Raw genomic sequence first — 25,947 nt, forward strand, 5'->3', positions numbered from 1 at the left:
ATCACGTGTCGACCGCCTCCGATCAAGCGGCGACATACGCTCCCTGGCGAATGGCGGCATCACCCTTGGGTTGATGCACGATGGCGCCGCTCTCGACTTGTTCGAGATAGTTCTTGAAATAGGCGATCACCGAGCGCTCGATGAACTCCTGGGCATACGCGTCCACAGGCTCGATGCCGGCCTGCTTGAGCGTGTCCTTGGGACAGCCGCCGATCTTGGCGACGAAGACGGCGTGGCAGTCGTTGATGGCCCGGATGACGGTGTCGAGCGCGTCCTCTTCGCCATAGCCGCCCTGGCAGTACAGATCGACGCGGCGATGGCCGACGAACTTGGCGCCGTCCACACTGGTTTCGTAGATCTGGAACTCCGATGCGTGGCCGAAGTGCTCGTTGATCTTGCCGCCGCCCTTGGTGGCCACGGCGACCAGCATCTTGATGTCGCTGTGCAGCCCGGCCAGCTCGGACAGCTCGTCGCGCTTGGCGGCGACCTGCTCCTGGCGCTTGCGCTCCACTTCCGCCTGATAGGCCTTGCGGGTGTCGCCGTCGTAGTTCACCTCCATGGCCATGATCTTGTCGGTGGTGAATTCGGCCGAGCGGTCCTCGCCGAGCAGGCCCACGGCGTCGGCGCGGCACTGGCGGCAGTGACGCATCATGTTCATTTCGCCCGAGCAGGCATCCTGAAGGGCCTTGAGCTCCTGCGCGGTGGGACCGCGCTGGCCGTTCAGGCCGAATACGGTGCCGTGCTCCGGGGAGGAGATGAGCGGCATGATGTTGTGCAGGAAGGCCCCGCGCGACTTCACGGCCCGGTTCACGTCCACCAGATGCTTGTCGTTGATGCCGGGAATCATCACCGAGTTGATCTTGGTGAGGATGCCACGGGCGGTGAGCATCTCCAGACCCTGGAGCTGGCGATCGGTGAGGATCTGCGCGGCATCACGGCCCTTGTAGCGCTTGTTGTTGTAGTAGATCCACGGATAGATCTCGGCGCCCACATCGGCATCGATCATGTTGATGGTGATGGTCACGTGATCGACGTTGAAATTGGCGATGGTGTCGATGTGATCCGGCAAGGCCAGACCATTGGTCGACAGGCACAGCTTGATGTCCGGCGCGGTTTTCGCGATGAGCTCGAAGGTCTTGAAGGTCTTCTCGGGATTGGCGAGCGGATCACCGGGGCCGGCGATGCCGAGCACCGTCATCTGGGGGATGGTCGAGGCCACCGCCAGTACCTTCTTGGCGGCCTGTTCGGGGGTCAGCTTTTCGCTCACCACGCCGGGGCGGGACTCGTTCGCGCAGTCGTACTTGCGGTTGCAGTAGTTGCACTGGATGTTGCAGGCCGGGGCCACCGCCACGTGCATGCGCGCGTAGTGATGGTGTGCCTCTTCGCTGTAGCAGGGATGGTTCTTGACCTTCTCCCAGATCTCCGGTGCCAGATCGCCGGCACCGGCCCCCGAGCCGCAGCTCGACTTGCCGCTGCCGCCCGAGGTGCCGCAGCCGTTGTGATCCTCTGCAATCTTTGCGGCGATCTCGCTGGCCGAGCCGGCCACCGCAACGCTGATCTGACCCAGCTTGTCATTGATCCCGATTCGTTCTTGCATGACGCCCTCCGGCATGTGTCCTTTTCGCATCGGGACGGCGCGTCCCAACGCTGGCCATCACTTCCCAGCAACAGCTATGCCATTTGACAACTCACTGAAAATGAAGGAGTTTCTTTTGGGTCGTCGGCGTGGATGTCGCGCACCCGACATGCCGGGAGCAGGTGGGGAATCAAATGTTCGGTATGCGACACGGGGCCCGGCGTCGAGGGGCGCCGGGTGCGTGGACGGGGGATGGGGAGAAATCGGTTCGGGGAGGCGCCGGCGGGCGGGGTGTCAGAAGCGCTTCACTTCGATGCCATGCTTGCGGATCGCATAGCCAATCTGCCGCGGGGTGAGCGACAGCAACCGGGCGGCCTTGGCCTGGACCCAACCGGACTGTTCGAGCGCCTGAATCAGCCGCTCCCGGTCGGGCAGTCCGGATCGACCCAGCTCGTCGGCGCCGAATTCGTCCAACGGCCCGATCCGGTCGGGCGCGGCTGTGGATGGGATGGGTGCCGGCACCACCTCGATCGGAAACGGCCGCGGCGCCGTGCCGTAGGATTGCAGGACCAGGGAAAAGCAGCGATTGTGCTGGCAGGCCAGGGTGGGCGCGCGCACGATGTCGCCCTGGGTCATGGTGGCGGCGCGTTCCACGCAGTTTTCCAGTTCGCGCACATTGCCGGGCCAGTTGCACTCGAGCATGATCTTGAGCGCTTCCGGGCTCAGCATCAGCCCGCGATCGTTCTCGCGGTTGAATTTTTCCAGAAAATGCTGGCTCAGCAGCGGAATGTCCTCACGCCGATCGCGCAGTGGCGGCAGGAAGATCGTCACCACATTGATGCGGAAATACAGGTCGGCGCGAAACTCGCCCTTGCTGACCGCTTCTTCGAGGTTCTTGTTGGTGGCGCAGATCAGTCGCACATCGACATGGATCGGCTTGGTCCCGCCGACACGTTCGAATTCCCGCTCCTGCAGCACCCGCAGCAATTTGGTCTGGAAGGCGGGGGAAATCTCGCCGATCTCGTCGAGAAACAGGGTTCCGCCATGGGCCAGCTCGAAGCGGCCCTTGCGTTCGGTGGTGGCGCCCGTGAACGAACCTTTTTCGTGTCCGAACAGCTCCGATTCGAGCAGGGTTTCGGACAGCGCGGCGCAATTCAGGGACACGAACGGCCGTTCGCGCCGGGGGCTGAGGTAGTGAACAGCCCGGGCGATGACCTCCTTGCCGGTCCCGCTTTCGCCGCGCAGCAGCACCGTGGAACGGCTGGCCGCCACTTGGTGGACCTCGGAAAACACCTCCTGCATCGCCTTGGACACGCCAATGACGTTGTCGAGCCGGTATTTGCCCTGGAGCTGTTTCTGCAGCCGGTTGCGGTCGGCCATGAGCGAGGCGCGCTCGGCGCCGATGTGCTGGTGCAGGTGGGCGGTCTGGCCGATCAGGTTGGCCGCCATCTTGAGCAGACGCACGATGCGCTCGTAACGCACCGAGACATTGCGCGCCGCGCCGCGCGCGATGCTGAGCACGCCGATCGCGTCGCGCCCCACCAGGATGGGCACGCCGATGAACGCGACGACCTCATCGGTCTGGCCCTGGTGGGCGCCGGTGCGATGCAGGAAAAGCGGTTCCAGGGAAATATCCGGCACCACCATCGGCATGGCGCTGGTCATGATCTTGCCGGTGATGCCCTCCCCGAGCTTGAACCGGCCGCGCGCTTTCTCCTCCGCGGTCAGCCCGGAGGCTTCCAGGATCTGCAGGTCTCCGGATTCCTGCAACAGGCTGACCATGGCCCGCCCGCCGAGATGGGTGGACAGGATAGTGACCACCTCACGCACGGTGCGCTGCAGGTCGAGTGAGGAACCCAGGACTTTGCTGATTTCATAAATCGTCAGCAAATCAGATTCTTCGGTGTGCGATGCGAGAGCAACCATGGGGCATACCTTAAGCTCGGTAGCGGCTGATCTTTGCCAGAGTCAATAACATTCACCTCCTTCCCGTCGGGTTTGTCAATGCCTCTGGGCCGCAAATCGCGCTGACGGCCATGTCGCAAACCCGACATGTTCGGCCGATGTCGGGTTTGCACCGGCATCCGGCGCCGTCCTCTTCCCGCCCGCTGCACTCGTTTCCACATAAATTCGCTGACGGATCAGATGGATAGGCGTTTTTTCGGGCTCTGGCATCAAAGTTGCGCTAGTTCGCACAAGCGAGCCTTTTCGCTGTGTGAGGACGTGAGCCATGGCTGCTCTGACCATTCAGGACACCACATTGCGTGACGGTGAACAGACCGCGGGGGTGGCGTTCACCCTCGAGGAAAAACTCGCCATCGCCCAGGCCCTGGTCCGCATGGGAGTGCCGGAGCTGGAGATCGGGATCCCGGTGATGGGCAGCGAGGAACAGGAGGTGGTTCGCGCCCTGTTGGCGCTGCAGCTGCCCGCGCGCCTGGTGGTCTGGGGACGCGCCCACGGCGACGATCTCGCAGCGGCCCATCGCTGTGGGGCGCCCTGCCTGCATCTGTCGATTCCGGCCTCGGATCTGCAGATCCAACGCAAGCTGGGCCGCGACCGGGCGTTCGTGCTGACGGCCATCCACCGGCATGTGTGCGCCGCGCGCGATCTCGGCATGGAGGTGAGCGTGGGCGCCGAGGATGCCTCACGCGCCGATCCCGATTTTCTGCTGCGCCTGGCCGAACAGGCCCAGGCCAGCGGCGCACGGCGTCTGCGCTACGCCGACACGCTCGGGGTGATGGACCCCTTCACCACCCGCGAGTCCATCGCGAGCCTGCGCCGCCATGTCGATCTGGAACTGGAGATGCACGCCCACAACGATCTGGGTCTGGCCACGGCCAACACGCTGGCAGCGGTGCTGGCCGGCGCCACCCACGTCAACACCACGGTCAACGGCCTGGGTGAACGGGCCGGCAACGCGCCGCTGGAAGAGGTGGTCATGGCGTTGCGGCATCTGTGCAATCGCGAAACCGGCATCGACACCCGCCAGCTGCCCGCCGTTTCCCGTCTGGTCGTCGCCGCTTCCGGCCGGGCGGTGGCCGACAACAAGTGCGTGGTCGGCGACGGCGTGTTCACGCACGAATCGGGCATCCACGTCGACGGCCTGCTCAAGAATCCGCTCAATTACCAGGGCTTCGATCCGGCCGAAGTCGGCCGCGCGCATCGTCTGGTGCTGGGGAAACACTCTGGCGCGCATGGGGTGAGTGCCGCCTACCGCGCTCTGGGCATCGAGCTCAGTCCGCTGGAGGCCCAGCAGATCCTGGCGCGCATACGCCAGCACGCCGTGAGCGAGAAACGGGCGCCGCAGGATGACGAGCTCAAGCGCTTTCATGAGGAGATCGGGCAATGGCCAGTCGCGTGCTGAGCGGGACATCGCGCCCAGGCGGTTCCACCGGCCTGTGGGGTCGAATCCGCGGCGATGTGGATTGCGTGTTCCAGCGCGATCCGGCCGCACGGACCCGCTTCGAGGTGATCACGGCCTATCCGGGCGTGCACGCGGTCATCGGTCATCGGCTGGCCCACGCCCTGTGGCAGCATGGCTGGCGCTATCCGGCACGGCTGCTGAGCCATCTGTGCCGCATGGTGACCCACATCGACATCCACCCCGGCGCCCGCATCGGTGCGCGCTTTTTCATCGATCACGGCTGCGGCGTGGTGATCGGGGAAACCGCCGAGATCGGCGATGACGTCACCCTCTACCACGGCGTCACGCTGGGGGGCACGTCCTGGAATCCCGGCAAGCGTCACCCCACCGTCGGCGATGGCGTCGTCATCGGTGCCGGCGCCAAGATCCTGGGTCCGATCCGCATCGGTGCCGGCGTCCGCATCGGCGCCAACTCGGTGGTCATCCAGGATGTGGCACCCGACATGACGGTCGTCGGCATTCCCGGCCGCGAAGTGCTGCCTCTGAATCAGCGCCGCATCACGCCGCAAGGCATCGATCTGGATCACCACCTGATGCCCGACCCGGTCGGCAAGGCGCTGGCCTGCCTGTTGGATCGCGTCCATACCCTGGAGGCGCGCCTGGAAATGGCCTCGCCGTCCCCCGGCGAAGACCCCGAATGCCGGTCGTGTGTCGACGAGTGCGTCAGTCTGCAGGGCAGCGACATGGCGCCGGGACGTGCACCGGACCTGCAGAAAACGACTCACTGAACAAGAGAGCGTGTCATGAGCAAGCTACTGGATCAACTGGGAAAATTTTCCGACGCCGAGGAATTTCTGGTGTTTCTGGACGTACCGTTCGAACCGGCCGTGGTGCAGGTCAACCGCCTGCACATCCTCAAACGCTTCAGCCAGTATCTGGCGCGCGCGCGCCTCGACGAGCTGGACGAAGCGGCGCAGCGGGACAGCTGCCGGGCCTTGATGATCCAGGCCTACGAGGATTTCGTCCATTCCACTGCGGCGCAGGAAAAGGTGTTCAAGGTGTTCCAGGATGCCGACGGCCAACGCGTCAGCCTGGACAGCCTGCGCGCCAGCCTCCCCTCGCAACGGACCTGAGGACTCAGCCATGCATATCGTCGTCTGTATCAAACAGGTCCCGGACAGCTCGCAGATTCGCGTTCATCCGGTCACCAACACCATCATGCGCCAGGGTGTCCCGGCAGTCGTCAATCCCTACGACCTGTTCGCCCTGGAAGAAGCCCTGCGTCTGAAGGACCTGCATGGCGCCCACGTCACGGTGCTGTGCATGGGTCCGCCCCAGGCCGAGGCGGCGCTGCGCAAGGCGATTTCCTTCGGCGCTGATGACGCCATTCTGGTCACCGACCGCGCCTTCGCCGGTTCCGACACTCTGGCGACCAGCTTCGCGCTGGGCAGCGCCATTCGTCAGATTGACCGCAACATGGCGGTGGACGTGGTGTTCTGCGGCAAGCAGACCATCGACGGCGACACCGCTCAGGTCGGCCCCGGCATTGCCAAGCGTCTCGACCTGCAGTTGCTCACCTATGTTGCCCAAGTCGACAGCGTCGATCCGGAGCAGCGCCAGATCGTCGTTCAGCGCCGCGCCGAAGGCGGCGTTCAGGTGCTGCAGACCCGCCTGCCCTGCCTGATCACCATGCTCGAGGGCACCAATGAGATGCGCTTCGCCAGTCAGGCCGGCATCTTCCGCGCTGCCCGGCACCCCTTGAAGGTGTGGGACAAGACCGCCGCCGGGATCGAGGATCCCGCCAAGGTCGGCCTCAAGGGCTCACCCACCGTGGTCAGCAAGGTGTTCGCGCCCAAGCCCAAGACGGCGAAGGCCGAGATCGTCACCTGCGAGAGCAATACCCCCAAGGATCTGGCCGTGACCCTGATCGCCAAGCTGATGACGCAGAACCCACAGCTCGAAAGCGCGATCGGCCAGAGTGCCCGCTAGGAGATTCGTCATGAGTGAAAGCAACACCCCCGCCAAACGCCCGGCCGGCCGCAAGGTCGAACTGGATCCGCGTCTGGCAGACTACAAGGGCGTCTGGGTCTTCGTCGAGCACGAGCGCGGCCATGCGCACACCGTGTCCTGGGAGCTGATGGGCGAAGGCCGCAAGCTCGCCGATGGACTGGGTGTGCCGCTCTCCGGTGTGGTGATGGGCGCCCCGGGCGAGGACACCCGCCGCTTCTGCGCCGAGGCGTTCCGCTACGGCGCCGATCGCTGCTATCTGATGGAAGACCCGGTGCTGGCCGATTACCGCAACCAGTCCTTCACCAAGGGGCTGACCGATCTGGTCAACGCCTATCAGCCGGAAATCCTCCTGCTGGGCGCGACCACGCTCGGCCGCGACCTCGCCGGTTCGGTGGCCACCACGCTGCAGACCGGACTCACCGCCGACTGCACCGAGCTCAACATCGACCCGGAAAATCGCAGTCTGGCTGCCTCACGCCCGACCTTCGGTGGCAGCCTGTTGTGCACCATCCTGACCCTGAACTATCGCCCGCAGATGGCCACGGTGCGGCCGCGCGTGATGCCCATGGCCGGCTACGACGAGACCCGCAGCGGACCGATCATCGAGCACCCCCTGAATCTGGTGGAAACCGACATCGTCACCAAGGTGCTCGACTACATCCCCGACAACTGCCAGGACAAGCCGCAGCTGCCTTTCGCCGACATCATCGTCTCTGGCGGCCGCGGCCTGAAACAGCCGGAGAACTTCCAGCTGGTGTGGGATCTGGCGCGCGTGCTCGGCGCCGAGGTCGGCGCTTCGCGTCCGGTGGTCCAGGCCGGCTGGGTGGATCTGGAACGCCAGGTCGGCCAGTCCGGCAAGACGGTCCGGCCCAAGCTCTACATCGCCGCCGGTATTTCGGGGGCGGTCCAGCATCGGGTGGGCATGGAAGGATCGGATGTGATCATCGCGATCAACAACGATCCGAACGCGCCCATTTTCGATTTCGCCACCTACGGCATCGTGGGCAATGCCCTGCAGGTCTTGCCGGCACTTACCGAAGCCTTCCGCCAGCATCTGGCCGTGGCTCAGAAAGCGGGATAAAGGAGAAACGCCATGCGCGAAAAATTCGATGCCATCGTGGTGGGCGCAGGTCCTGCCGGCAATGCCGCCGCCTACACCATGGCGAGCGCCGGCTTGTCGGTGCTGCAGATCGAGCGCGGCGAGACGCCGGGCTCCAAGAATGTCCAGGGTGCAATCCTCTACGCCGATGCCCTGGAACGCATCATCCCGGACTTTCGCGACGACGCGCCGCTGGAGCGTTACCTCATCGAGCAGCGCTTCTGGATGCTGAGCGAGGACGCCTATGTCGGCAGCAACTACCGCTCCGAGGCTTTCAACCGTCCGCCCTACAACCGTTACACCATTGTCCGCGCTCAGTTCGACAAGTGGTTTTCGAAGAAAGTGCAGGATGCCGGCGGCCTCGTCATCTGCGAGACCACGGTGCGTGAGTTGATCTTCGACGACGAGCGGGTGGCCGGCGTGATGACCGACCGCGAAGGTGGCGCCATCTATGCCGATCTGGTGGTGCTGGCCGACGGCGTGAATTCCACCCTGGCGCGCAAGGCGGGCTTCCACCCCGAACTCAAGCCCAAGGATGTCGCGCTGGCGGTCAAGGAAACCCTGTTTCTGGCCCCCGAGATCATCGATCAGCGCTTCAACCTCAAGGGCGAGGAAGGCGTGGCCATCGAAATGGGCGGTGCCATCACGCATGGCATGGTCGGGACCGGTTTCCTTTATACCAACAAGGAAACCCTCACCATCGGCGTGGGCTGCCTGCTGTCCGATTTCACGCGCGAGAAGATCCCGCCCTATGTCCTGCTCGAGCGCATGAAGGCCCATCCGGCCATTGCGCCCCTGATCGAAGGGGCCGAGCTCAAGGAGTACGTCGCCCACCTCATTCCCGAGGGCGGCTACAACGCTGTTCCCAAGCTCTACGGCAACGGCTGGATGATCGTCGGCGACTCGGCCGGACTGGTCAATTCGGTGCATCGCGAAGGTTCCAACCTCGCCATGACCTCGGGCCGGCTGGCCGGCGAGACCGCCATCGAGCTGCGCGCGGCCGGCAAGCCGCTGAGCGCCGCGAATCTCGCCCTGTACAAGCGCAAGATGGATGACAGCTTCGTGATGAAGGATCTGAAGAAATACCGGCGCTTGCCGGATGTGCTGCACAAGAACCCGCAGTTCTTCAACGCCTATCCCGAACTGCTCACCGGCGCCATGCACCAGATGATTCAGGTGGATGGCGAGGACAAGAAATCGAAAGAACGGGCGGTCCGGCGCAGCTTCGGCCAGCGTCGCGGCCTTTTTGGCCTCATGGGGGATGCCTTCAGACTGTGGAGAGCGTTCGAATGACACACATCAACGTGGAAGAAAAGCTGTTCCAGAACCGCTACAAGGTCGATGCGGGCCGCCCGCACATCCAGATCAAGGACGCGGATGTCTGTCGCAGCCAGTGCAAGTCCCAGCAATGCACCACCTGCTGCCCCGCCGGCTGCTACACCGCTGAGGGCAATGGCGCGGTCACGCTGATCACCGACGGCTGCCTGGAATGCGGCACCTGCCGCGTCATCTGCACCGACTACCGCAACGTGGAGTGGGAATATCCCCGCGGCGGTTTCGGGATTCTGTTCAAGTTCGGGTGAACCGGACGGGCACGTGCAAGCGGCCGGGGTGTTCGCCCAATGACAGCGGCTGCATCCGCCGCGCCGCCCTGCCCGTGTGATCGTCCTCCCGGCGGATCGAACCCGGGGCGACCCGGGCCGGGCGGGCGGATGCCGGACGACGCGGTCCCGGCCGCGCCCCAGTGAAGGAGAGTGAAGGATGGATGAGCGCGACGATTTGACGGCGCGCCCGGCCTATGGGGGCGCCGTCCATGGCCGGGTGCGTGAATCGCTGGAGCGGGCGGTCGCGAACTATTACGACGATCGCGAGGCGGCCAGCCACTGGCTCGAACAGGCGGCGGCGGCCGATCCGAATGCTCTGGCCGTCTATTTCGCGCGCTACAAGTTTCACTTCTATCGCAAGCAGCTGGCCCAGGCCGAAACGGCAGCCCGTGAAGGCCTGGCCGCGGCGGCTGCCCAGGGCAGCTTTCCCGCCGACTGGCGCAGCCTCACGGCGCAAAGCGCGGTCTGGTCGCCGGCGGTGGGGCCCGAGCGGTTCTATCTGTTCAGTCTCAAGGCGCTGGCTTTCATCCGTCTGCGTCGCGGCGATCCTGAGGAAAGTCTGGCGCTGCTGGCCAAGCTGGCGGAGATCGATCCGGCCGATCAGGTCGGCGCCGAGGTGATCCGGGCGCTGCATCAGGGGGCAGCCGATGCCGCCTGAAACCCGGTCCGTCCATGCGGCTGCCGGCGACGATCTGGCCGCCGTCGCCGCAGCCGCGGCACCCATGGGCGAAGCGCTGCTGGCCGCTGCCCGCAATCAGCTGGCCCGATGGCAGCTCGATACGCGGGTGCGCATCCCGCCCTGGACGGACGGGCGCTACACGCGGCACACCGATCCGGCCAGCGGACTGCCCAGCCTGCGCGCGGATTTTTTCTCCGCCGGCGGCCAGCGCAAGGGTCATCTGCTGAGGCATGGGGATGGCAGCTGGTATGGCGAGTTCGAGGTGTGTCTGTCGCATCCGGCACGCAGCGGATGGTGGATCGAGGTGGTGGAGGTCTGGGGCAGCGGCGAGACCGTGAAAAGTGAGCTGCGCCTGCTGGCCCTGCCCGACGATGCGTCATGAGCACGCCCTGGGCCGTCTACGACCTGCTGGCGGATCAGGTTCCGCCGCGCGCCGTGGCCGAGGCGGTCCAGCTGGGACTCATCTGGACGCTCTGCCGTGGCCCGGACGGCACGGGTCTGGCGATGACGCCGCCCGCATCCCCGCGCACCCTGTCCTGGGCCGGCACACTGAGCGGCCGGCCTCTCGCTGAACTGGCCGGCTGGCTGCGCCGCTTCGATCCCCACGAGGCCGTCATCGGGCTGGCGGCGGTGAATGCGGCGATCAACACATCCGCCAATCATGTGCTGGCCGGCGCCACGCCGGTGCGCGGTGCGGCGCCGGGTAATCTCGCCGTCTTCGACCACTTCAGGCCGCAGCTGTGCGGGCGCCGGGTGGTGGTGATCGGGCGCTATCCGGGCCTCGATGCGCTGCTGGAGGGGCTGGATGTGACGGTGCTCGAGCGCCAGCCCGGTCCGGGCGACCTGCCCGATCCGGCCTGTGAATTCCTGCTGCCCGAGGCCGACTGGGTATTTCTCACCGCCAGCAGCCTCGCCAACAAGACCTTCCCCCGGCTGGCCGAGCTCAGCCGCCAGGCCACCACGGTGCTGATGGGTCCGGGAACGCCGTGGCTGCCCGCATTCGCCGCGTTCGGCATCGACTATCTCGCCGGGGTGGCGATCGACGATGCCGCTCAGCTGCGACGCACCCTTGCCGAAGGCGGCGGCACCCGCCTGTTCGACGGCCCGGTGGCCTACCGTGTCGCCGATCTGCACCGGCTGCGCGGGGTGCCCGCCGCGCCGCAATCCCACGCCCCCTCCCTGCCATCTGTTTGAGGAGTTCCGCTCATGGCCATTGCCTACGATCAACTCAAAGCCGATTCCGCTCTGTGCGCCGGAACCCGCAAGGCCGGCCAGAAATGTAACGGCACCGTCCACGTCTGTGGCGCGTGCGGCGCGCGTGGCTGCAAGCAGAACCAGGGCAGCTGCACCGGACAGGCCTTCGATGTGCTCGATCGCTGCATCCAGTGCGGCGCGCTCGCCATGCAACCCGCCGGCTGACGCGCGCATGCGGTGATGCGCATCGCCCGCTCATGCTGCCCCCGGCGACGGGCGCCTGCCGCGCCGCAATCGCACCCTGACGCTGCCGCGTTTCATCGATCCGACAAGGAGCACGATCATGTTCACCAAAGCCTGCGATCTGAGCGAGCTGAAAGAGGGCAAGACCGACGTGGCCGCCGTCGAGCGCACGCTGGTGCTGCTGGTCTGGCCGACCGGCGGCAAGCCCATGGCCTTCCAGGGCATGTGCCCGCACGCCAACGAACCACTCATGGATGCTTTCTTCAATGGCAAGGTGATCGCCTGCCGCCATCATGACTGGGAATTCGACGGCACGACGGGCGCCTGCATCCGCGGCAAGCCTTGCCGCCTCGCCGAATATCCCCTCGAGATCCGGGGCGAGGAGATTCTGGTCGACGTGGCGGGCGTGACGCCCAACCGCGCCGCCTAGGACCGTGCATCCGGCCTGTGCCGGGGGTGATGGCGCTGGGTGATACGCGGCCCCACGCGTCGTCCGTCAACCCATGAGGAGTTCGTTCATGTCTGTCGCAGAAGGTTATTTCGTCGATTGGGACGGCAACGCACGCAGCACCCTCGCGCCCGGTGGCGGCTATGCCTGCGAGACCGACGTGCCCGCCCGCTATGTCGCCATCACCACGCAAAGCGGCACGCTGGTGCATGAATCGAGCTTCTACAAGAGCCTGGACGATCTCGCGAAAGCCGGCATCAAGGCCACGCTGGTGCCCGGCTCGCATCCGTGGGGAAGCCGCCGGGACGGCTTTTGAGTTCATCCGGCCCTGAGGGAGATGCGGTCATGCTGCCCACCACCATTCTGGTCGATGAAGCGCCGCGCTGCGTGGTGCGACCCACCGACGCCAAGGCGCTCAACCGCTTCATTCGCAACGCCAAGGTGCTTCTGCTCGGGGACAACACCGGCGGCGCCATTACCCACCGGCCGGCCGACGCGCCCGAGCTGGCGCGCTGGCGGGACGCCCTGGCCCTGCACGAGGCCTGCGGCGGCTCCGAGGACGAGTTCTTCGGCGTTCCGTTGTAGCAAAGCGCGCCCGGGGCGTCGTCACCGATCGGCGAAGATGGCCGGTCCGTGTTTCGGGGCAGGTAATCGTCCCGCAGGAACGGTGCGAATCTGGCTACCCGGCGTGCGCCCGAATCGGTTCCCTGCATCCCGGTCTCGAAATCGCCGTGCAACGCCCCGGATGTCGGTCGCGATGGTCCGCAACGGCGGCGAGCCGGGCTGCGGCGATGATTCACTGCAGGATGTTCGGCACCATCAGCCGAAACGGCGCGATGCGGGCATCGAACGCATTGCCTTGGGCTTCCACCATCTGAAAGCTGCCGTGCAGGGTGCCGACCGGTGTGTCGAGCGGGCAGCCGCTGACATACTGAAACGATTCGCCGGGCGCGATGATCGGCTGGTAGCCCACCACGCCGGGGCCGCGCACTTCCTCGACGGCGCCCTCCCCGTTGGTGATGATCCAGTGGCGCGAGCGGAGCTGGACCGGAGTCTCGCCCTCGTTGCGGATGATGATGTGATAGCCGAAGACGAACAGGCCGCTGTCGGGATCGGACTGCTCTGGCACGAAGCGGGGCTCGGCGATGATGCGGACGCCGCGGGTCAGGGTATTGCTCACGGTTGGCTCTCCGGATGACAAAAAGACGCGGGCTGCGCCGTGTTGAGTCTTTGAGCGCACGCAGACCACACTGCCGGGTTCACGACCGATACCCCTCCTCGGCCAGCACCTGGCGCACCACCGGCAGCGCGCGCAGGCGCCGGTAGTAGGCCGCCACGCGCGGCGGCAGCGGGATTTCCGTCCTGTCGGCCCAGAATGCGTTGTAGAACAGTGCGGCGTCGGCGATGGTGAAGCGCTCGCCGGCCGCGTAGCCCTCGTCCGGCAGGCGCTTTTCGAGTGCCCCGAAGGCCTGCATGACGATCTCGCGCCCGTGCGCCGTCACGTCCTCGCGCGCCCGCGTGCCGGGTTCGGCGAGGTAGCGTTCGGCGGTGAAGATGCGCGTGAAGCCCTCGCCGTGCAGCTGGCCGAGCGCGAAGTCGAGCAGCTCCACCGCCCGCGCCGCGAGCGGTGGATCGTCCGGCAGCAGCCGGGCACGCGGGTAGCGTGCGGCGAGCCACAGCGCGATCGAGCGAAAGTCGGTGAGCGGCGGGCCGTCGTCCGGCACCAGCGTCGGGATGGTGCCGCGCGGGTTGATGGCGAGGTACTCGGGCTTCAGATGATCGCCGGCCGGCAGGTTCAGCACCCACGCCTCGAACGGCAGCTCCAGTGTTTCCAGCAGGATGTGGATGCCGGTCGAGCAGGAACCGGGCGTCATGTAGAACTTCATGGCCATGGCAGCGCTCGCGGTGTGGATTCAGGCATGGCCGGCCGCCGACCAGCGCTGCGATCCCAGCGCCGTCGCAATCGCCTGCGCCCGCGCCAGCTCGGGGTCCTCGGCATCGACGGCGACGTCCCGGCAGGCGCGCAGCGCCGCGTGCAGCAGCGCGGCCTTGGGATAGACCGGGCCGAAGCCCTCGCCATGGGCGCGGTAGTCACAGGCACACACCTGCAGCAGCGCCGCGAAGCGGTCCGGCTGGTCGAACGCGCCCAGGCGCGCCAGCATGGCCGCCACCGGCCCGGCGCGCACCTCCGACACGCGGTGCACGCGCTCGCATTCGGCGAGCGCCAGCAGCGCCAGCTCCCGGCAGGCCGCCGGCACGCCGAATCGCGCGCAGATCGCCTCGATGCGCGGCCCGCCGCGCTCGACGTGACGGTAGTGGACCGGCAGGTGCTCGGGCGGCGAATCGGACTTGCCGACGTTCATCACCAGCAGCGCAAAGCGCACCGCGAGCGGCGCCTCGCCACGCGCAGCCTCGGCCAGCGCGTTCAGGGTGTGCAGGCCGATGTCGACGCTGCGCTGATCGGCGCCGAGCTGCGGCACGCCGAACAGCGCCGCGACTTCCGGCAGCACCGCACCGAGCGCGCCCGACAGGCGCAGCGCCGCCAGCATGCGCGACGGCCCGCGTGCCATGAGCCCACGCCGCAGCTCCGGCCACATGGCCGGGCCGGGCGTGCCCCGCAGTGCCCCGCGCGCGGCGTGTTCGGCCATGGCGTCCAGCAGTTCCTCGTCGAGCGCGCCGTCGTCCTCGGCCAGCAGCGCCGCCATGCGCAGCACCGCCAGCCCGGGCTCGGTCTGGACCAGATCACGGGGTCTGGGCATGGGCGTCAGGCCGGCTGGCGCGGCGGCTTCACCGGGCCGACGTCGACCTGGATCGCCTCGCCCTCGATGCGCAGCGGATAGGCATGCAGCACGTTGCGTACGGCGTGTGTCACACACTTGCCGCTGGCCGCATCGAAACCCCACTGGTGATGCGGGCAACGCACCGCCCGGCCGTCGAAGGTGGCGCCGGTGAGCGGCATGTCCGCATGCGGGCAGCGGCCACGGTAGGCCTTGAGCTCGCCGCCGGTCGGCCACAGCAGCAGCACGCTTTTCCGGCCGACCTGGAACAGGCCCATGGCGCCCTCGCGCACGGCGTCGGTGGTGCAGATGGTGGTGAAGTTCATCTCTGAGCCCGCCTGATCCTGAAAAACGTACCAAGGAGAGGCAAATTGCGGACCAGATACCCGCCACTCCGTGCCGGATGACGTCTGGGGCGTGCACGGGCCTTGCAACGTCTGGATGGACGATCGATGCGGATGGCCACGGCGCAGGTGCGCATGGCTGGTTTGTCGGAATCCGTTCATGCGTGGAGGCTGTGGATTGTGGCTTTTCAGACGTTGTGCAAACAAAAATACCTCGCCGAGGGCGAGTCGGTGCCGTTTCTGATCGATGGTGCGGAAGTGCTGGTGCTGTGGCCCGACGGCGGTCAGCCGCGCGCCTTCGTCGGGCGTTGCCCGCACGAGGGCCAGTCGCTGGTCAACAACTCGGATTTCAACGGCCGCATCCTGGTCTGCACGGTGCACGGCTGGGTCTTCAACGGTCGTACCGGCGAGGGGCTGAGCCCGACCGGCTGCCGGCTGCGCGAGTTTCCGCTGCGCCTGACCGACGACGGCCGGGTCGAGATCGACCTCGTCGCCGCGTGACCGTCAGCTCATTGAAATCCTGCGCGCCTTGCCGGCCGAGGCGGTGGCGATGATCGGCGGCGATGCGGGCGATTCGCCGCGGGGCCCTGTGGAGCTGACGGGCGGCCCCAATGGCCTGCCGGACGAGATGCTGCGACAGGCGGATAGGACGCCGAGCCGATCGGAAGGCCCGGCGCGCTAACCCCGTTCGCCGCTGCCGCCGACGATGAGGTTGAACACCTCGCGCAGCAGCATCAGTTCACTCATGGCCGCGCCGCGCAGCTGCGCCAGGTGATGAAATCGGGCGCCCTGGGCTTCGATCAGCGCCTTGGGCGCGTCCGGCGTGGTGAAGCGCAGCAGATGGATGCGCACGGGGCCGGCTTCGGTCTGCGCCCAATGGATGAACTCGCCGACGTGCACCAGCGCACCGCCGTTCAGGCCGCAGCGCGTGATGATCGTCTGGCGCACCACCTCGCCATCATGGATCGGTCCGGCCACCGGTGGCGCCGGCATGGGTTCGGCCGGCTCGGGCAGGGGCGCGGGCCAGAGCAGGCTGCCGTCGGCCCAGCGCGCGAACAGCAGCGCCGCGCTGTAGCGGTCGTAATGGGCGAGGATGACGCGATTGAACGGCGTGATGTCGGCTGCGCGCATGGGAGATGGGTCCTTGGCGGATGGGATCAGAACGATGCGAGGCAGGCATCGGCCGTGGCCAGCAGCGCTTCGGCGGATCGGGTGGTATCCCCGGCCTGGATGCGGGCATCGAAGGCGGCGAGTGCGGCGCAGACAATGCTTGCAGCGGCCTCCTCGCGCGGATCGCCGCTCCAGCGGAACGTCAGCAGGACCGCATGGCCCCCGCCCGTGTCCGCGGCCTCGCCGATCCGCAGATCGAAGCCGGCGTCCTCGCCCTGCAGCGTGCACGGCCGGAAGCCGCCGCTCGCCAGGGGCGCGTCGCCCGCATCGAGGGTCAGCGGCCGATCGAGAGCGTCGATGGCCTGTTGCAGCGCCGCCCGGTCGGGAATCCGGTCGCGGTGCATGAAGGCGGTCAGGGTGCGCGCCATGGCGAGAGCTCCGTTCAGTGGCCGGTTGTGGCCTGTGGTGGGTCCGCCTCGACGTGTCGCGCGCCGCCGGCGCCGGTCGTGGGCGGGGCCTGCGGAGCGAGCACTGCAGCGATCCGCGCCGCCGCTTCGAGCGCGCCTTCGAGATAGCCTCCGCTGCGCCCGGCGCTTTCGCTGCCGCCGAACAGCAGCCGTCCGCCCCACTGCGGCTCGGCTAGGCGTGCATCGCCGTAGAGCGGATGCAGCGTCACCGCCTCGGCCCGGTCGAGTGCGCTGCAGGTCAGGGGATCCTCGGCCCAGTCGTAGTGATACACGATGCCGTCCGCTGCTGCGGGGCCGAACAACTGCGCGAACTGGCCGCGCACCAGCCGCGGCAGGTGAATCGAGAGCCCTTGGCGCTGCGCCGGATCGAGATCGAAAAAGCCAGCGAGTGCCGCCCGGCCGTTCAGGGGGTTGCAGGCATCGAATACCTCGCACAGCACCGCCTGTGGGTGGCCGATGAAGGCGTTGCCGCTATGACCCGCCTCGCGCCAGAACGCCACAGGGTATTGCATTGCCGCCTTGGCCGCGCTCGCCATCCAGGTCAGGGTTTCGCGCAGTGCGGCGCTCAGTGGCGCCGGCAGCTCGGGCGTGAAACGGATGGTTTCGTCCACCAGCCGCGGCGGCAGCGCCAGCACCACCTGTCGCGCGCGCAGCGCGGTGGTATCCGCGCCGCATTGCAGGTGCATCTCGATGTGGTCGCGCTTTTGGACCAGTGCCTGCAGCCGATGCTTCAAGCGCACGGTGCCGGCCGGAAGCCGTTCGGCCAGAGCGGCGGTCAGCCGGGCCATGCCGCCGTCGAGGCGCTGCGCGCCGCCGTGCAGATCGGCGGCCGGCACGGTGCGCGGCACCTCGGTCGATGCGTCGAGAAACAGCGCCCGGCCGTCGTCATGCTGCGCGAAGCAGGCCAGGCCCAGCGTCGCCACGAGCTGCGTCATCCGCGGCTGGTTGCGTGGCCAGAACCAGGTGGGGCCGAGGTCGATGGCACCGTCGCTCAGGGTGAGAATGCGCCCGCCGACGCGCGGGCGGGCCTCGAACACCGCGCAGCGGCGGCCCGAGGGCTGCAGCAGTGTGGCCAGCTGCAGGCCGCACAGACCGGCGCCGATGATGGCCACATCGAGCATCTCGGTCGGGTCGCTTTCCAGGATCATGGGGGTCAGACCGTATGGCGCAGCAGGCGCAGGCTGCCCGCCGTGGCGGCCAGATCCACGGCGCGAAAATCATCCTGTGTTTGCAACTGCGCGTCGGCGCCGGCGTCCAGCAGCAGCCCGACCAGCCCGTCGCGACCAGTGGACGCGCAGTACATCAGCGCCGTGGCGCCGGTGTCGTTCTGGTTGTCGAGTCGCGCACCGGCCGCGATCAGCCGCTGCACGACGGCGGCATCGCCGCCGAAGCAGGCCAGCCACAGCGCGGTGTTGCCGTCCGTGTTGCGCGCCTCCAGATCGACGCCGAGAGCGATCAGTTCCTCGACCAGATCCAGCCGCGCCGCGCGCGCCGCCTTCATCAGCGGCGTCATGCCATGCGCCGCGGCGGCGTCGAGCTCCGCCGTCGCACCGCCCTCCTTTGCCATGAACGCCAGCAGCGCCGGGCTCGGCACCGGCCGCCCGGTAGATGGGGACCGACTCAGCGCCAGGGCCTGGAAGCCGCCATCGATGCTGTAGACCTCGGCGAACCCGAAGTCGGCGAAGGCCTGGGCGAACACCTGGCTGGCATTGCCGTGGTAGCAATAGATCAGCACCGGCTCGGTGCGTGGCAGCCGGCCGATCCACTCGCCCAGATCGCGCTCGGAGAGCCGGAGGGCGCCGGGCAGATGGTCCTGGGCATAGCTGGCCGGATCGCGCGTGTCGAACAGGCCGTAGGGCCGACCCTGGCCGGACGCCGCGGCCATGAAGTCGAGCGCCCGGTCGGCCGCAATCCGGCGGAAGGTTGCCTCGGACATCGTCGACTCCTTGCAAGGGCTCTGGCGGCACGCGTGCCGCTCCGGAACGGATCCAGCTCCTCACCTAGCAAATGAAGTGCCGATTCACGAATTTCTAAAAATCAATTTGTTAAAACGGAATTCTCATGTTTTTTCGAGAACTTCGTGTCCGCTTTGGCGGATTTGCGACATGCCCGCCGGTGCCGGTCGCTCCGCCCCATCAGCCGGGGGAAGCGAATCCGCCGCCGTCGCCCACGAGGCGCGCCGGAAGGGTGAACTGATTCAGAATGGCCATGAAATGGCACGCGCTGCCGCTCAGGACGAACAGGTGCCAGATGGCGTGCGAATAGGGAATGCGCTGGTTGTGATAGAACAGCGTTCCCACCGTATAGACCACGCCCCCGCCGATCAGCCAGTAGAACGCGGCGGCATCCAGTACGCGGCTGATCGGAACCACCGCGACGATCGCCATCCAGCCCATGAGCACATAGAAAAGCGTCGAGAGCAGGCGCATGCGGCCGGTGAAGAACCACTTCAGCACGATGCCCACCGCGGCCAGTCCCCAGACTGCGCCGAACAGCGACCAGCCCAGCGCGCCCTTGAGCACGGCGATGGTGAACGGCGTATAGGTGCCCGCGATCAGCAGGAAGATCGCGCAGTGATCAAACACCTTGAGCCGCTGCTTGGCGCGGGGTCGGGAGACGGCGTGGTAGAGCGTGGAGGCCGCGTACATCACCACCAGCGTGGCGGTGAAGACTGCCGCGCTGATCACCTCGAGGGCGCCGGCGTGGTTTGCGGACAGCACGATCAGGCTGGTGCCGCCCGCGATGGCGAGGAGCACCCCCAGCCCATGGGTGATGGCGCTGGCGATTTCTTCCGAAGGACTCCGTTCGAGTTGCACGGTGCGTTCCCTCCTGGTCAGAACAGTGCGCAAGGCGGCGCTGAGACAGGTTCGGCGGCAGACCGGGAAAACCGCGCCAGACGGGCTGGCGATGAGGGGCGAAACCGGTCGGTACAGGCGGTCACAGCATTGTCACCCCGCTGAAATGCCCGCTCAACACGCAGTGCCGACAGTGTAGCCGGTCGGGCCCTTCCGCCCATCCTATCGCCAAGGGGGCACAGCATGATGAAACGGATGGTGAGATACACGCTCGCAGTCGCCGGCCTCGTGGCTGCTGCGGTGAGCGCGCCCGTTGCGGCCGCAGTCGACGACCGGAATGCCGACCGCCCCATCGCGCGGGTCTTCGGCGGCGAGCGGGCGGCCGTTCAGGTTGGACCGCGTCCGTTCTATCTGGTGGCCGGCATGGATGACGGCGCGCTCAAGTCCGAGCTGGCCAGTTGCCAGAACCAGCGTTTCCGCAAAACCGACTTTTCGATCGGTCATCGTGGCGCCGCGCTGCAGTTTCCGGAACACACTCGCGAGTCCTACGAGGCGGCCGCGCGCATGGGCGCCGGCATCGTCGAGTGCGACGTGACCTTCACGCGTGACGGCGAGCTGGTCTGCCGGCATGCCGAATGCGATCTGCACACCACCACCAACATCGTCAACACGCCGCTGAATGCGCAGTGCTCGGTGCCCTACTCAGGACCCGGATCGGCGCCCATGTGCTGTGCCAGCGATCTGACGCTGGACCAGTTCAGGTCACTGACCGGCAAGATGGACGCGAGCAATCCGGCCGCCTCCGACGCGGCGGGTTATCTGGGCGGCACCGCCGACTGGCGCACGGATCTCTACACCGGCCGCGGCACCCTGATGACGCTGAGCGAGAGCATCGCGCTCAACCGCGAACTCGGCGTCAAACACACCCCGGAACTCAAGAGCGGCGATGCGCAGCGCATCACCACCGTGTTCGGCGGCCAGGCCCAGTACGCCCAGCGGCTGATCGATGCCTTGCGTGCGGGCGGGGTGGAACCCCGGGATGCCTGGCCGCAGTCGTTCAACCTCGAAGACATCCTCTACTGGATCAAGCATGAGCCGGCCTATGGTCGTCAGGCCGTGTATCTGGTCGACTACGACGCCGCGGCCCACGACACCGTCCCGTCCCTGCCCTTCGCCGAGCTGATCCGCCTCCGCAAACTCGGCGTGCGCATCGTGGCGCCCCCCATTCCCGCGCTGCTCAGCGTGGAAAACGGCCAAGTGGTGCCGTCAACGCTGGCCAGGAACCTCAAGCGGCTGGGCTTCGACATCATTACCTGGAGCTTCGAGCGCGCCGACCTGCGTCAGGGCGCTGCCAAGGCCGGCTTCTATTACGCCTTCGATCCGGCCGGTGAGGCCATCCGCAAGGACAGCGACATGTATGTCGCGCTGGACGTGCTGGCACGGCAGGTGCGCGTGAAGGGCATCTTCTCGGATTGGCCCGGCACGGTCACCTATTACGCCAACTGCATGGGGCTGTAAGGCCCACGGGGCGCTGCCGGAAGCGGATCAACGGGGTTGTTCCGCTTCCGGTTTGATGCGTTCTCGGACGGCAATGCTCGGCTTCCGGGATTCGGTTCGGATGTTGCGGCTGCGGCGTATCCCCGGCTCGGGTGACCGGGCACCACACCGCACACTGGCCCTTCAGGGTCGCTGCATGCCCGTATCGTGGGGGTTGCCGTCCTGATTGCGCATCCAGTCGGCGAGCCGAGCCAGCAGGCCGTAGATCTCCTCGCGCGCCGCGCTGTCGCTGACGGTTTCATCGAGCGCTCCGCGCATGCACAGCAGCCAGGCATCGCGCTCCTCGTTGCCAATGGCGAAGCCCATGTGGCGCTGGCGCAGGCGCGGATGGCCGCGCTCGGCCGAATACAGCTTGGGCCCGCCCATCCATTCGCCCAGATAGCGCCGCAGCACCTCCCGCACCGGCTCGAGGTCGGGCGCGTGCATGGCGCGGATGGTTCGCGCCTCGGGCAAGGTGTCCATGCGCGTGTAAAACGCATCCACCAACCGCTCGATGGTCGGCGCGCCGCCGATGCGCTCGAACATGGATACCGTCGTTTCCGCCTCCGCCATGGCTCATCTCCGCTCAATGGTTGTCACGCCCCCGGACGGTCACTCATCCATGCTGGGCAGCAAAATCACTTCCGCCGGCGCGCCGGGGCCTTCGGCCTCCATGAAGTCCAGCCCCGCCACGCGCGAGAGGCCGCCGCCGTTTTCGATCAGCACGACCGCATCCGGCGGCATTTTCGCGAGTTCATCCAGCAATTGCACGATCGTCATGGTCTTTCCTTTCCCGCCGTCAGTCGATGCGCGCGATCAATCACCCGTGGGTGCGCCCGACTCGTCGAAGTGCAGGGTCACGGCGTCCTCGTCCAGCATCACGATGTCTGCACGCCGCAGCGCGCCGCTCGGGTGATAGGCATAGCGGTGGGCCAGTTCGACCTCGCCGTAGACCAGCTTGTCGAAGCCGAGCAAGGTGTCCCGGTCATCGAAATAGGCGCGGATGAAGGTGTTGCGGTTGGACAGCGCCGCGGCCTCGATGGGGTTCACCAGCCGCAGGGGGAGCCGGACGCCGGTGTAGGAGACGAAATAGCGGCAGGCGGGCTCGCCCGCGCCGTTCGGGCCCGCGAGGCCCGTCAAGGATTCCTGATTCATGCGCTACGCCATGTGCTTGCCTTGTCTGTTCGGAGTGCATGAAGCATGCCGCTGCGCCCGAATGGACGCGCGTGGGCGCGGAAAATCGGCAAAAGGGGCAGCATTCTGGTCGGTCGGGTCCGGTACGGCTCGCCCCTCGTATCGATCGCTCAACCCGGCCCATGTCGCGAAGCCATCAGCGCGCTTCTTCGTCCGGTCCGCTTTGTCGCAATTCCTTCACGATCGGCGTTGGCCCGAATGCGCCTGTAAAGAGGCATGATCGCCGCCGTTACCGCCGATTCCACCTTCTTCAGTCCCCCCCGCCGTTGGTTCTAAACTGGCTGCTGTCCCTTTGCGCAGTCCGTACGGAGCGATCCATGCCCGTCCACAACGCCGACATCGCCGCCATCTTCGAGCAGATCGCCGAGTTGCTGGAGATTCAGGGGGCGAACCCGTTTCGGGTGCGCGCCTATCACAACGCCGCGCGCACGGTCAGCGAATTCGGCCGGGAGTTCACCGCACTGATCGCCGCCGGACAGGACGTTCCGCACCTGCCAGGCATCGGCAAGGACCTGTCTGGCAAGATCCACGAGATCGCGACGACCGGCCGCTGTGCGCTGCTCGATCGTCTGCGTGGCGAGCTGCCGCCGGCGCTGACCGAGCTGTTGGTCATTCCGGGCCTTGGACCCAAACGGGTGAGGACTCTGCATGAGGCGCTCGGCGTGGACACCGTGGCGCAGTTGCGCGCCGCCGCCGAGGCCGGGCATATCCGGAGGGTCCCGGGATTCGGCGCCAAAACCGAACAGCGCATCCTCGATCATCTGCGCAGTCGGCCCGGGCCGGAAACGCGCATGCTGCTGCCCGTGGCCGCCCAGTACGCCGAGGCGCTGGCCGACTGGCTGCGCGGCGCGCCGCAGGTACAGCAGCTGGAAATCGCCGGCAGCTACCGCCGGCGCCGCGAAACCGTGGGCGACATCGACATCCTGGTCGCCAGTGACGCGCCGGCGCCGGTGATGCAGCGCTTCACCGGCTACGACGAGGTGCGCCAGATCCTCGGTCAGGGTTCGACGCGCGCCTCGGTGGTACTCGCCAGCAGCCTACAGGTGGACCTGCGCGTGGTCGAGCCGGCCGCCTTCGGCGCCGCCCTGCACTACTTCACCGGCAGCAGAGCGCACAACATCGCCATCCGCAAGCGCGCCCAGGCACGCGGGCTCAAGATCAACGAATACGGCGTGTTCCGCGGCAAGGCGCGCGTTGCCGGGGAGACGGAAGAATCCGTGTTCGCCGCCGTCGACCTGCCGTGGATCGCCCCGGAGCTGCGCGAGGACCGGGGCGAGATCGCATGGGCCGCACGCGCGCCGCTGCCGCGCCTGATCGAGCGCGCCGACCTCAAGGGCGACCTGCACTGCCACAGCCGCGCCAGCGACGGCAACGCCACGCTGGAGGAACTGGCCGCCGCCGCCCGCGCCGCCGGGCTGACCTACCTGGCCATCACCGAACACTCGCAGCGCCTCACCGTGGCCCACGGCCTGGACACCGCGCGCCTGCTCCAGCAGTGCGAGGCCATCGACGCGCTGAACGCGCGGCTGGACGGCATCGTGCTGCTCAAGGGCATCGAGGTGGACATCCTCGAAGACGGCCAGCTCGACCTGTCGGACGAGGTGCTCGGCCAGCTCGACATCGTCATCGGCGCCGTGCACAGCCACTTCGACCTGTCGCCCGCGCGGCAGCTCAAACGCCTCATGCGCGCCATGGATCACCCGCACCTGCACGTGCTGGCCCACCCCGGCTGCCGCGAACTCGGCAAGCGCCCGCCCATCGAACTCGACTGGCTGCGGCTCGTCCGCCACGCCCGCCGGCGCGGCTGCTTTCTGGAACTCAACGCCCAGCCCAAGCGCCTGGACCTCACCGACGTCCACGCCCGCATGGCCAGGGAAGAAGGCGTGCTGGTCGCCATCAGCTCCGACGCCCACACCGTGGACGACTTCAACAACCTCGACTACGGCATCGGCCAGGCCCGCCGCGGCTGGCTGGAGGCGGCGGACGTACTCAACACGCGCCCGCTGGACACGCTGCGGGAGGTGTTGCGGCGCGGCTGAGGCCCGCCAAACCGCGCGTCAGTCGTCGCCCTCCCCCACCAGCTCCAGGGTCACGCTGCGGAACTGCTCCAGCGCCGCCTCCAGGTTCTCGACGATCTCCGCCGCCAGCACATCCGGCTCGGGCAGGCTGCCCAAGTCCTCCAGGCTGTCGTCCTTGAGCCAGAAGATGTCCAGGTTCAGCTTGTCGCGCTGGGCGAGTTCGTCGTAGCTGAAGCGGCGGAAGCGCTCGGTTTCCTGGCGCGCGTGGTAGCAGCGGATGAAGTCATCGAAATCGCCCCGCTCCAGCCGCTTGGTTTTCAGCGTCTTGTGTACGTTGGTGCGGTAGTCGTAGACCCAGAGTTCACGGGTCTGCACCTCCCTTGAGGCCGGGCGCTTGTCGAAGAACAGCACATTCGCCTTCACGCCGGGGCTGTACCAGATGCCGGTCGGCAGGCGCAGCAGGGTGTGGAAGTTGAAGCCCTCCAGCAGCCGGCGGCGGATGCCCTCGCCCGCGCGGCCGGCCTCGAACAGCACGTTGTCCGGCAGCACCACGCCGGCGCGGCCGTGTGTGTCGAGCACGGTCATGATGTGCTGCAGAAAGTTGAACTGTTTGTTCGAAGTGGTGAACTTGAAGTCCTCGCGCTCGTAGTGTTCGCGCTCGGTGGTGACCGAGCCGTCCTCCCCCACCACCTTGTAGCTGGACTTCTTGCCGAACGGCGGATTGGTCAGCACCACGTCGAAGCGCTCGCCCCCGTCGCCCGCCAACGCGTCGCCCTGTATCACCGGGCTGCCGCCGTTGCCGATGCCGTGCAGGTAGAGGTTCATCGCACAAAGCCGCACCACCTCATCGACGATATCCACACCGGTGAAGGCGGTGTGACGCAGGGTGTGCAGCTTCTGCCGGTCCTGGGACTGGTCCTTCATGTGGTCGTAGGCGGCCAGTAGAAAACCGCCGGTACCACAGGCCGGATCGCAGACGGTTTCGCCGATCTTCGGATTCACGCAGCGCACGATGGCCTCGATCACCGGCCGCGGCGTGAAGTACTGCCCGGCGCCGGATTTCACCTCCGAGGCGTTGCGCTCTAGCAGGCCCTCGTAGATTTCGCCCTTCACGTCCACGCCAAGGCCGATCCACGGACCTTCGTTTTCGATCAGGCTCACCACGCGCTTGAGCTTGGCGGGGTCGGAGAGCTTGTTCTGCGCCTTGCGGAAGATCGTGCCGATCAGGCCGTCTTCGCCGCCCAGGTTCTCCAGCGTGTGGCGGTATTGCAGTTCCAGCGCATCACCGTCCTTGTTCGTCAACTCCTCCCAGCGCCACGGCGGCGGAATGGCCGAGGCCTCGCCGAGCAGGTCCTCGCGCTCGGCGTCCATCTTCAGGAACAGCAGATAGGTGATCTGCTCGACGTAATCGCCGTAGGAAATGCCCTGGTCGCGCAGCACATGGGCGTAGTTCCAGACTTTGGAGACGAGTTGTTCATTGGTCATTGCG

Annotated in this window: 32 protein-coding genes; 17 read left to right on the plus strand and 15 right to left on the minus strand. The window is 66.9% G+C overall.

Going from position 1 to position 25,947, the window contains the following annotated elements:
- Nucleotides 1-22 precede the first annotated feature (22 nt).
- Nucleotides 23-1,546 carry a nitrogenase cofactor biosynthesis protein NifB gene (gene nifB, locus E4680_RS10575; RefSeq protein ID WP_240696188.1) on the minus strand — a complete coding sequence of 508 codons (1,524 nt, stop codon included), beginning with the start codon at nt 1,544-1,546 and terminating at the stop codon, nt 23-25.
- A 324-nt stretch (nt 1,547-1,870) separates the two neighbouring features.
- Nucleotides 1,871-3,466, minus strand: a complete 1,596-nt coding sequence (gene nifA, locus E4680_RS10580; protein ID WP_240696189.1) for a nif-specific transcriptional activator NifA — start codon at nt 3,464-3,466, stop codon at nt 1,871-1,873.
- Nucleotides 3,467-3,806: 340 nt separating this feature from the next.
- Here nifA and nifV point away from each other — a divergent pair, with 340 nt between their 5' ends.
- The 14 genes from nifV (at nt 3,807) to E4680_RS10650 (ending at nt 12,802) form a co-directional block, all read left to right on the plus strand.
- Nucleotides 3,807-4,940 (plus strand): homocitrate synthase, encoded by a 1,134-nt coding sequence (gene nifV / locus E4680_RS10585; protein WP_135282383.1) that lies wholly within the window; start codon nt 3,807-3,809, stop codon nt 4,938-4,940.
- The gene (gene cysE, locus E4680_RS10590) at nt 4,922-5,728 is read left to right on the plus strand and encodes a serine O-acetyltransferase (RefSeq protein WP_135282384.1); all 807 of its coding nucleotides are present in this window, start codon (nt 4,922-4,924) and stop codon (nt 5,726-5,728) included. The genes nifV and cysE overlap by 19 nt, the downstream gene beginning before the upstream one ends.
- A 15-nt stretch (nt 5,729-5,743) precedes the next feature.
- Complete coding sequence (nifW, locus tag E4680_RS10595) at nt 5,744-6,073, plus strand: nitrogenase stabilizing/protective protein NifW (RefSeq protein ID WP_135282385.1); 330 nt, start codon at nt 5,744-5,746, stop codon at nt 6,071-6,073.
- 10 nt (nt 6,074-6,083) lie between these two features.
- Nucleotides 6,084-6,929, plus strand: a complete 846-nt coding sequence (locus E4680_RS10600) for an electron transfer flavoprotein subunit beta/FixA family protein (RefSeq protein ID WP_135282386.1) — start codon at nt 6,084-6,086, stop codon at nt 6,927-6,929.
- Between the two features lie 10 nt (nt 6,930-6,939).
- Complete coding sequence (locus E4680_RS10605; RefSeq protein ID WP_135282387.1) at nt 6,940-8,031, plus strand: electron transfer flavoprotein subunit alpha/FixB family protein; 1,092 nt, start codon at nt 6,940-6,942, stop codon at nt 8,029-8,031.
- Nucleotides 8,032-8,043: 12 nt separating this feature from the next.
- On the plus strand, nt 8,044-9,342 hold the full coding sequence (locus E4680_RS10610) for an FAD-dependent monooxygenase (protein ID WP_135282388.1): 1,299 nt from the start codon (nt 8,044-8,046) through the stop codon (nt 9,340-9,342).
- Nucleotides 9,339-9,632 carry a ferredoxin family protein gene (locus tag E4680_RS10615; RefSeq protein WP_135282389.1) on the plus strand — a complete coding sequence of 98 codons (294 nt, stop codon included), beginning with the start codon at nt 9,339-9,341 and terminating at the stop codon, nt 9,630-9,632. The genes E4680_RS10610 and E4680_RS10615 overlap by 4 nt, the downstream gene beginning before the upstream one ends.
- A gap of 178 nt (nt 9,633-9,810) precedes the next feature.
- Nucleotides 9,811-10,311 (plus strand): hypothetical protein, encoded by a 501-nt coding sequence (locus E4680_RS10620; RefSeq protein ID WP_135282390.1) that lies wholly within the window; start codon nt 9,811-9,813, stop codon nt 10,309-10,311.
- A complete protein-coding gene (locus E4680_RS10625; protein ID WP_135282391.1) occupies nt 10,301-10,714 on the plus strand; it encodes a hypothetical protein in 414 nt (137 codons plus the stop codon). Before E4680_RS10620 ends, E4680_RS10625 begins: the two co-directional genes overlap by 11 nt.
- Complete coding sequence (locus E4680_RS10630) at nt 10,711-11,526, plus strand: DUF364 domain-containing protein (protein WP_135282392.1); 816 nt, start codon at nt 10,711-10,713, stop codon at nt 11,524-11,526. Before E4680_RS10625 ends, E4680_RS10630 begins: the two co-directional genes overlap by 4 nt.
- A 12-nt stretch (nt 11,527-11,538) precedes the next feature.
- Nucleotides 11,539-11,751 carry a hypothetical protein gene (locus tag E4680_RS10635; RefSeq protein ID WP_205688895.1) on the plus strand — a complete coding sequence of 71 codons (213 nt, stop codon included), beginning with the start codon at nt 11,539-11,541 and terminating at the stop codon, nt 11,749-11,751.
- 118 nt (nt 11,752-11,869) lie between these two features.
- Nucleotides 11,870-12,199, plus strand: a complete 330-nt coding sequence (locus E4680_RS10640) for a Rieske 2Fe-2S domain-containing protein (protein ID WP_135282393.1) — start codon at nt 11,870-11,872, stop codon at nt 12,197-12,199.
- Between the two features lie 88 nt (nt 12,200-12,287).
- On the plus strand, nt 12,288-12,533 hold the full coding sequence (locus E4680_RS10645) for a hypothetical protein (protein WP_135282394.1): 246 nt from the start codon (nt 12,288-12,290) through the stop codon (nt 12,531-12,533).
- Between the two features lie 29 nt (nt 12,534-12,562).
- On the plus strand, nt 12,563-12,802 hold the full coding sequence (locus tag E4680_RS10650; RefSeq protein WP_135282395.1) for a hypothetical protein: 240 nt from the start codon (nt 12,563-12,565) through the stop codon (nt 12,800-12,802).
- A gap of 211 nt (nt 12,803-13,013) precedes the next feature.
- Here E4680_RS10650 and apaG read toward each other — a convergent pair whose 3' ends face one another.
- The 4 genes from apaG to E4680_RS10670 all read right to left on the minus strand — a co-directional run bounded on the left by apaG (nt 13,014) and on the right by E4680_RS10670 (nt 15,320).
- Nucleotides 13,014-13,397, minus strand: a complete 384-nt coding sequence (apaG, locus tag E4680_RS10655; protein WP_135282396.1) for a Co2+/Mg2+ efflux protein ApaG — start codon at nt 13,395-13,397, stop codon at nt 13,014-13,016.
- 79 nt (nt 13,398-13,476) lie between these two features.
- A complete protein-coding gene (locus E4680_RS10660; protein WP_135282397.1) occupies nt 13,477-14,109 on the minus strand; it encodes a glutathione S-transferase family protein in 633 nt (210 codons plus the stop codon).
- 21 nt (nt 14,110-14,130) lie between these two features.
- Entirely contained in the window at nt 14,131-14,922 is a 792-nt protein-coding gene (locus tag E4680_RS10665) for a hypothetical protein (RefSeq protein WP_205688896.1), read from the minus strand.
- A 59-nt stretch (nt 14,923-14,981) separates the two neighbouring features.
- Nucleotides 14,982-15,320, minus strand: coding sequence for a Rieske 2Fe-2S domain-containing protein (locus tag E4680_RS10670; protein ID WP_135282399.1), 339 nt, complete (start codon nt 15,318-15,320; stop codon nt 14,982-14,984).
- Nucleotides 15,321-15,452: 132 nt separating this feature from the next.
- Between E4680_RS10670 and E4680_RS10675 the strand changes: the two genes are divergently transcribed.
- A complete protein-coding gene (locus E4680_RS10675) occupies nt 15,453-15,839 on the plus strand; it encodes a Rieske 2Fe-2S domain-containing protein (RefSeq protein ID WP_205688897.1) in 387 nt (128 codons plus the stop codon).
- A gap of 177 nt (nt 15,840-16,016) precedes the next feature.
- Here E4680_RS10675 and E4680_RS10680 read toward each other — a convergent pair whose 3' ends face one another.
- From E4680_RS10680 to trhA, 5 genes are all read right to left on the minus strand, one after another.
- Complete coding sequence (locus E4680_RS10680; protein ID WP_135282400.1) at nt 16,017-16,469, minus strand: hypothetical protein; 453 nt, start codon at nt 16,467-16,469, stop codon at nt 16,017-16,019.
- A gap of 26 nt (nt 16,470-16,495) precedes the next feature.
- Entirely contained in the window at nt 16,496-16,876 is a 381-nt protein-coding gene (locus E4680_RS10685; protein WP_135282401.1) for a hypothetical protein, read from the minus strand.
- A gap of 14 nt (nt 16,877-16,890) precedes the next feature.
- The gene (locus E4680_RS10690) at nt 16,891-18,063 is read right to left on the minus strand and encodes a flavin monoamine oxidase family protein (protein ID WP_205688898.1); all 1,173 of its coding nucleotides are present in this window, start codon (nt 18,061-18,063) and stop codon (nt 16,891-16,893) included.
- Nucleotides 18,064-18,068: 5 nt separating this feature from the next.
- Nucleotides 18,069-18,851, minus strand: coding sequence for an ankyrin repeat domain-containing protein (locus tag E4680_RS10695; RefSeq protein ID WP_135282402.1), 783 nt, complete (start codon nt 18,849-18,851; stop codon nt 18,069-18,071).
- Nucleotides 18,852-19,050: 199 nt separating this feature from the next.
- Nucleotides 19,051-19,731, minus strand: a complete 681-nt coding sequence (gene trhA / locus E4680_RS10700; RefSeq protein ID WP_135282403.1) for a PAQR family membrane homeostasis protein TrhA — start codon at nt 19,729-19,731, stop codon at nt 19,051-19,053.
- Between the two features lie 222 nt (nt 19,732-19,953).
- Between trhA and E4680_RS10705 the strand changes: the two genes are divergently transcribed.
- On the plus strand, nt 19,954-21,228 hold the full coding sequence (locus E4680_RS10705) for a glycerophosphodiester phosphodiesterase family protein (RefSeq protein WP_240696190.1): 1,275 nt from the start codon (nt 19,954-19,956) through the stop codon (nt 21,226-21,228).
- Between the two features lie 162 nt (nt 21,229-21,390).
- Here the strand turns inward: E4680_RS10705 and E4680_RS10710 are convergent, their stop codons facing one another.
- Genes E4680_RS10710 through E4680_RS10715 form a run of 3 tightly spaced genes read right to left on the minus strand, consistent with a single transcriptional unit; the run spans nt 21,391 to nt 22,401 of the window.
- A complete protein-coding gene (locus E4680_RS10710) occupies nt 21,391-21,819 on the minus strand; it encodes a group II truncated hemoglobin (protein WP_135282404.1) in 429 nt (142 codons plus the stop codon).
- A gap of 39 nt (nt 21,820-21,858) precedes the next feature.
- A complete protein-coding gene (locus E4680_RS14080; protein WP_167792477.1) occupies nt 21,859-22,026 on the minus strand; it encodes a hypothetical protein in 168 nt (55 codons plus the stop codon).
- A 36-nt stretch (nt 22,027-22,062) separates the two neighbouring features.
- Nucleotides 22,063-22,401, minus strand: coding sequence for a DUF6156 family protein (locus E4680_RS10715; protein ID WP_135282405.1), 339 nt, complete (start codon nt 22,399-22,401; stop codon nt 22,063-22,065).
- 356 nt (nt 22,402-22,757) lie between these two features.
- On the opposite strand from E4680_RS10715, the gene polX reads away from it, so the two are divergent.
- A complete protein-coding gene (polX, locus tag E4680_RS10720; RefSeq protein ID WP_135282406.1) occupies nt 22,758-24,479 on the plus strand; it encodes a DNA polymerase/3'-5' exonuclease PolX in 1,722 nt (573 codons plus the stop codon).
- A gap of 18 nt (nt 24,480-24,497) precedes the next feature.
- On the opposite strand, the gene E4680_RS10725 is transcribed toward polX, so the two are convergent.
- The coding region (locus tag E4680_RS10725) for a type I restriction-modification system subunit M (RefSeq protein WP_320410116.1) at nt 24,498-25,947 on the minus strand (1,450 nt) is incomplete at its 5' end.

This window comes from Candidatus Macondimonas diazotrophica, assembly GCF_004684205.1.
In the GTDB taxonomy this organism is placed as follows: domain Bacteria; phylum Pseudomonadota; class Gammaproteobacteria; order UBA5335; family UBA5335; genus Macondimonas; species Macondimonas diazotrophica.